Origin of the sequence: Enterobacter sp. V89_11 (genome assembly GCF_029967775.1) — a bacterium.
Taxonomy (GTDB): domain Bacteria; phylum Pseudomonadota; class Gammaproteobacteria; order Enterobacterales; family Enterobacteriaceae; genus Enterobacter; species Enterobacter ludwigii.
Genome location: NZ_JASCAN010000036.1, coordinates 1 through 6,245 on the forward strand (window position 1 = coordinate 1; position 6,245 = coordinate 6,245).

The window sequence follows — 6,245 nt, forward strand, 5'->3', positions numbered from 1 at the left end:
CAGTGAATACATCCCGGCGATGCAGTCGACCAAGACGGTCGTACTCGCTGCGGGTGGTCAGCAGCCCCTGGGTACGGCTGGTCTCACGGTGGAGTTCGTCACGGGTAAAATCGGAGACCGACAGCTTATCGAGGGCAATGCTGAGCAGATGCCCGCTACCGTAGTAGAACTGTTTCAGCTCGCGGCCATCGGGCAGCGTGACGGAGGTGCGGTTGCCGAGAGCATCATACTCCCATGCCAGCTCACCGTGCTCGCCCACTTCATGCGTGACACGCCCCAGGGCGTCATATTCAAAGGCAAGTTCCTGTTCTGCCTCTGCACTCCAGGCGTCAACGGAAAGTGCCGGATGAAGTCCAATACGACTCAGCAAACCTGACGGTGTGTAGTGATAACGGGTCTGCCCTTCCGGCGTGGTGCGGGCAACCAGCTGGCCACTCGCGCTCCAGGCGAAGGCATGGGTGATGGCTTCCGGATGACCGGCGGCAAACGTGCGCGCTATCGTACGCCCGCAGGCGTCATAGCGATACTGTGAGGCCACGCCATCGAGCCCCACCTCTTCCAGCAGCAGCGAGTCGGGCCCCCAGCGGAACTGATAGGCTTCGCCATTTTCATTTTCCAGGGCAATCAGTCGCCCGCGGCTGTCCCAGCGGCGACGGACCTCTTCACCCTGAGTGTTACGCGTAGCGGTTAATCGTCCTGCCTCGTCGTATTTAAACTCACTTTCTTTGCCATCAGCGCCCGCATGCGTCACCGGCAGGCCGCGTTCGTTCCATGCAAGTGACTCTGTCCAGCCTTCCGGTCGATCGAGTTGCACCGGACGCCCTGCGGCATCGTAGCGATAGCGCGTCTCTTCGCCGTCAGCGCCGATCTCAGTCGTTAACCAGCCCAGCGGATGATAGGTATAGCGGGTTATACGTCCTGAACAGTCTGTGGCACGAATGACCTGCCCGGCCTCGTTGTACTCCTGGTAGCGACTGTTTCCCGCGGCATCAACTTCTTCAACGACCTGACCAAACTCGTCCCGGCGCAGCAGTGTTGTCTGCCCCATCGGGTCCACCACACGCTTCAGCCCGTGATGTTCGTCGTACCAGAAACGGGTCGTACTGCCGTCGGCTTCAATGATGGCTGACGGTAGCGCGCGGTGCTCCAGCCAGGTGGTGGTGCGGGTATTGCCGTCGGCGTCAATTTCCTGCACCCGGTTGCCCATTTCGTCGTAGACGAAGGTGACGGCGTTACCGAGCGGATCGATGCGACGGGTCAGAAGTTCGTTTTCATCCCACTCGTAGCACCAGTTTTCACCGCGCTCGTCAACGTAGCGGACAATCAGATTTTGCGCGTTCCAGTAGTGCTTACGCGTCTGGCCATCGTCGTGCTCGACGGTCGTCAGCCCGGCGGCTAAATCGTAGGTGAAGCGGCAGCCGTCGCCGGTGCTGGTGCGGTTTTCTACCACGCGCCAGTGGTCGAATTTTTGCCAGCGGTATTCGCTCTCCAGCCCGCCCGGCAGGCGGTGCCAGACCATCAGGCCGTGGTCGTTATAGCGGTATTCGCGCGTCACTACGCCAGAGGCATCCGTCACGCTCGCCAGCTGGCCGCGCGCATCGTAACCCCATTGCATCAGCGGCCAGGTACGGTTGCCGTCAAAATGGCTGGCAGAGGTGGCGCGCTGCGGGAAACGCTCATCTTCATAGCGCAGGGTGACATCAATCGCCCGTGGCTCATCGTGAAGATTGACCAGCCTGCCGTGTTCATCCCACTCCGTCAGCAGCGCGTTACCGTATTCGTCGCTGAGGGAGGCCAGACGCAGGAGGGTGGGATTCGCCCGGGTCGGTTTATACAGACGCCATACCGCGCCGTCATCGTCGGCAATCGCCACGTCGCCGCTCTCATTGCGGCGGATGATGATGCCTTCGCTGATGCTGTAAAACGCGCGATCGACGGGCGGCAGCTCAAAGCTCAGCTCACGGCCGGTTTCGTCGAACCAGGTCGCGTTGTTCTCTTCGAGCGTCAGATAGCTGTCAAAGGTTGTCGCCCAACCCAGACCAAACAGCCCTTCACGGGTGGTCAGGCTGTTGTAGCTGCGCTGCCAGCGCAGCGGGAAGCGCCCCGGCAACGAGAAATCGAGTTCATCGTCATCATTCAGCACCTTCACGCCGGTTGCAGCATGTACCGGGTGCGAGGAGCCAAACACAGCATTAACGGCCATATCGGCCAGCATGCCACCGCCGGCTGCCGCCAGTGCACAGGGCATATTTTTCAGGATTTTACCCGGACGTCCACGCAGCAGGGAGAGCGCGATCATCCCCAGCGCCAGACCCGGCGTTTTACCGCTCTTGATATCACGTACCGTGAGCGTGTCCCCGCCGATGATCACATTCGGGGAAACATCGTCGGAAACGGTGCCTTCACAGGTGGTGCGATCTTTTGCACGTACCGCGGGCTGCCCGTTAATGAAGACGCTTTTAGAGCCTTCCGCCAGATACTGCGGCCCGGAGTGCTTTTCGCACGCCACCTTGTCTTCTTCCAGCGGCGAGGTTCCCGAAGCGGCAGAGGCCACGCTCGGCTGCCACATCTCGCTGCCAAATTGTCCAGCGGCGGAAAGCAGCATGCCGGCGTAATCGGCAAAGCTGCCCGGAGACTGTGGTTCAGGTGACGGTGTGTCGGCGGGCGTCAGCGTCCCGGCCGCTCGTGCAGCGGGAATCGCGTTCGTCAGAACGTTATCAGACCCGGTGGTAATTTTGCCCGCTGGCGACGGCGGGAACAGCGCGTTGCCTAAACCTTCGGCGGCGTTGCTGATATCGTCAGTTATACCTGCCACGTTTGCCAGTACGCCGCCAATGATCCCACTTAACAGACAGCTGGATCCAATCGCCGCCACGCCCGCGGCGGCAGCACCCGCCCCCAGCAGCGGAGCAGCAACGGTTGCCGCCGCGCCCACGGCAGCGCCGATAACGGCATAGGCCGCACCTTCCGCCACAATACTGGTGATATCCGCAAAAATGCTGGAGTGAATGATCTCGTCGCCCTGACGGGCCGCGTTGTTATCGCTCATGCCTTACACATTCCGGTTGTCGTTTAGCGTCAGACTCTGCTTAAGCGCGCTCCAGCGCCCCTCATCCTCTGCGGTGAATGCTCTGAGCGCCGAGAGGGTAAAAATCATCAACACCGGTTTGCCCGGCGTTTGTACGGCCAGCTGTTTTTGCCAAATGCGCTGTCCGTTACTGTCAAAGGTCGTCTCGACTTCCAGCGCGTTAATTTTTCCGTCAGGCCCGACCTTTATGCTCTGGAATGCGCTTTGGGCAATCTCGCCCATCTGCGGACGTAGTAGTTCCCACTGGCGGTGAAACTCTTTCTCATAGTCGCTGCCATCCGGAATAACGCCGCGACTGACCACCACGGACAACCCGCTTTCGTCGTCGCGAATAATGTTCATACTGTTATCCTGCCAGGCAGCAGGAAAAAGGGAAAACGAACCTTCCTGGAGGGTGTATTTCATAAGTGAACTCGGGATGATTAATATTGTGAGAAATAAAAGGGGCCAATCCATGCTGGCCTTTGGGCTGGCTGTTTTATTCTTTAAGCCATTGACCTGATTGTTCGACTAAAACATGGTTGCCTTTGCTCACGACCAATTTCACGGGTGAGTAAGTCACGGTGTAAGCGATCTCGCCATTCTTATAGGTAGAGCCAATTATTTTACCTGCAGGATCGTGCAACGTTTTCCCCTTAAGGGAGATCGTACTATTATCACTTTTGCGCACGCCGAGATAATACATCTGGTCACATTCACTAGTAAAACGCCCGCACTTATTGACCAGAGAAATAGCGAACTTTTGAGTATTGAGTTTTCGGGTTTCAACTGTCTGAGCCGAAGCAGCTTTCTGTAACGTATAACGCTGCGGAGCATAATAATTTCCTTTTTGAGGAGGAGTAACTAAACGCCATTCCATTTTACTCCCCTTAATTTCCAGAACAACCCGTCCGCCTATACCGCCAAACGATGAGTTGAACTCAACATTGGCACGATTGCCCGCGATCGTACCGCTAAGATTACGCTCATCATCTTCCGGGCAATCAATGCGGTTTCCTCTTTGCGAAATATAGCAATAAGATCCGGAGATACGGCCACCTGATTCAGCTAACCGCAGAGTTAACGTCGAGTCGTTCGCGTACTCGCCTGACCATACTCCGCCAAATGCGGGACCAGATTGGCTTATCGTTTCAAAATGCAGTGTGCCAAATCTTGCAGCCCATTTTTTAATATCGCCGTTAATATCCTGGCGATGTTCAGAAGACTGATAATGAATAACGTCAGACTCGGGTATGACCCAGGCAGCGTAGATTTTGCCATCTGGTTCGATAACCAAAGCAGAGGCGTTTTCCAGATAAAGATCTTTTAGCCAGCCTTCAATTAACAATCCTCCGTCAGCCGTGGAATGCGGTTCACCAAATACATCAAAATTGTTGATAAACGTCTGGTAATCGCTTCCCAGGGCCTTTCTGAGGAGGTCTGTCACTTCGCTATCGTTAACGATGCGACTGACCGTATTGAGCTTATTGTATTGTGATAACTCTAGCGCAGTTGCAGTTTCAATTGCATCTGCCAAGAAAGCGGTGAGCAATACGGCTGCCAGATATTTCCTTTTCATAAATTACTCTGGATTTCCATTGTCGTAATTCATTGTTATCTTCACAATTTTACTGTCTTTGATCTCAAAAGAGAGGACCTTTTTACCCAACTCATAGGTAATCCATTGTTCTCCGGCATCCTTTGCGACCTGACCGTCACCGTATGCTGTGTTCAAGTCCGTTCTCGTTGAACCAACATGGACACCACGCGGCGTTGCGACATCTGTTGCAGTCAGCGTGATCTGCGACACGATATAATCATCAACGCTTCGTTCCGCTTTATCCCACCAGAGATTGGAACTGAAAATGTCTAACCCAGACTTTTGATGCTGGAAGAATTTATAGTTAGCTCCGTCAAAAGGAACCTCACCGGTAAAACTGCCTTCCACTGGCACGTCAATTCTGCGCGCAACGTCAGGAGTCCATCTGTCACCCAATTCAACAGGCTGGCTTTTTATCTGCACAGAAAAATCGTGATTTGTCAGAACGGGCGGTATAACTTGAGCCAATACCGAACTGCTGCACAGACAGGTAAGCATCAGAACAAAACAAAGATATGTCGGAGTCTGTTTTTTCACGTTAATCGTCATTTTCTCAATCTAAATTACGCTTCTCACCGATGTGGGAAACCGCGAGTCATGGAAGCTGTTTTCTTAGTCAGCGCTAATAACAACAGAGCTCAGACAGTCAGGTTTTTTTACGGTGAAACTGAAACTCACTTTTTGTCCATTCATATCTTTTGGTGCTGTATAACTGGTCACTTCATTCTCCGAGCGGCCTCGGGGATAATCAGTTAACGTCAGTTGTGGGTAATGCTTTTTAACGGTTTGAAGTGTGATGCACTGGCCTGATGGTGAAAAATTCAGTAAGGGAGCCATGCCATCATTTTTTTTGCTTACTCGTAAATCAATGGTAGTAATGCTCGTACCCTCCAAAAGCTTGAAATCATCAGCATGGTAGAGGTTCATATATGCATTATTTTTCATGTAGGTAAAATGCAACGGCATGTCATTTAGACTCGTAACGGATAACGTTTTGAGTGAGGCGCTCATTTGTGAAATGAACGCCCAGAGATCCTTTTTCTCTGAATTTCCCTCAGCCATTCCCGTCGTTAATAATGCAATAAGCACTGCTACGACCTTACTCACCTTTAGTCGTAAATTTCTCCTGCACCGCCGCATCAATATCCCCTTTATGCCCGGAACCCGGCGCCGTGGTGCCCGGTTGTGTGCCAGACGTATTCAGGTGCAGCTTACCGCCGGTGGTGATATGACCATCCCCTTCAACGAAGAAATTAAACTCTTTGCCGATGAGGTTAATCTTGCCGTTAGCGTTCAGCTCAATTGCGCTTTCACCAGAGACCAGCCGTAGCTTCGTACCGGAAGCAATGACATATTGCTCCACCGCCGCATCCAGCTTGCCTTTGCCCGTCAGGATCTCTGTTCCGCCTTTCACCGCCTGGATCTGATTCGCTTCCACCCGATGCAGTTCATTTTTCTTCACATAATGGCTGCGCTCGCCACCGACGCTGTGCGTTTCATCGTTCTTAATGCTGGTGTCCATGTTGCGCTCGGCCTGGATCCACACCTGCTCTGCACCCGCCTTGTCCTCAAAGCGCA

Annotated in this window: 5 protein-coding genes and 1 pseudogene; all 6 read right to left on the reverse strand. The window is 53.9% G+C overall.

The window, feature by feature from the left end:
* On the reverse strand, positions 1-3,049 hold a 3,049-nt coding region (locus tag QLG09_RS22010; RefSeq protein WP_282489409.1), incomplete at its 3' end, for a DUF6531 domain-containing protein.
* 3 nt (positions 3,050-3,052) lie between these two features.
* The gene (locus QLG09_RS22015) at positions 3,053-3,493 is read right to left on the reverse strand and encodes a DcrB-related protein (protein WP_049023199.1); all 441 of its coding nucleotides are present in this window, start codon (positions 3,491-3,493) and stop codon (positions 3,053-3,055) included.
* Positions 3,494-3,566: 73 nt separating this feature from the next.
* Positions 3,567-4,646 carry a hypothetical protein gene (locus tag QLG09_RS22020; protein ID WP_049023198.1) on the reverse strand — a complete coding sequence of 360 codons (1,080 nt, stop codon included), beginning with the start codon at positions 4,644-4,646 and terminating at the stop codon, positions 3,567-3,569.
* Positions 4,647-4,649: 3 nt separating this feature from the next.
* On the reverse strand, positions 4,650-5,204 hold the full coding sequence (locus tag QLG09_RS22025; protein WP_230391329.1) for a hypothetical protein: 555 nt from the start codon (positions 5,202-5,204) through the stop codon (positions 4,650-4,652).
* 75 nt (positions 5,205-5,279) lie between these two features.
* Positions 5,280-5,756 carry a hypothetical protein gene (locus tag QLG09_RS22030; protein WP_074164849.1) on the reverse strand — a complete coding sequence of 159 codons (477 nt, stop codon included), beginning with the start codon at positions 5,754-5,756 and terminating at the stop codon, positions 5,280-5,282.
* 10 nt (positions 5,757-5,766) lie between these two features.
* Positions 5,767-6,245: pseudogene (locus QLG09_RS22035) on the reverse strand (type VI secretion system tip protein VgrG); the annotation flags it as partial.

Excerpts from the sequence above, each read along its gene's own strand:
- QLG09_RS22015 (WP_049023199.1), bottom strand. The coding sequence starts at position 3,493 with ATGAAATACACCCTCCAGGAAGGTTCGTTTTCCCTTTTTCCTGCTGCC.
- QLG09_RS22020 (WP_049023198.1), bottom strand. The coding sequence starts at position 4,646 with ATGAAAAGGAAATATCTGGCAGCCGTATTGCTCACCGCTTTCTTGGCA.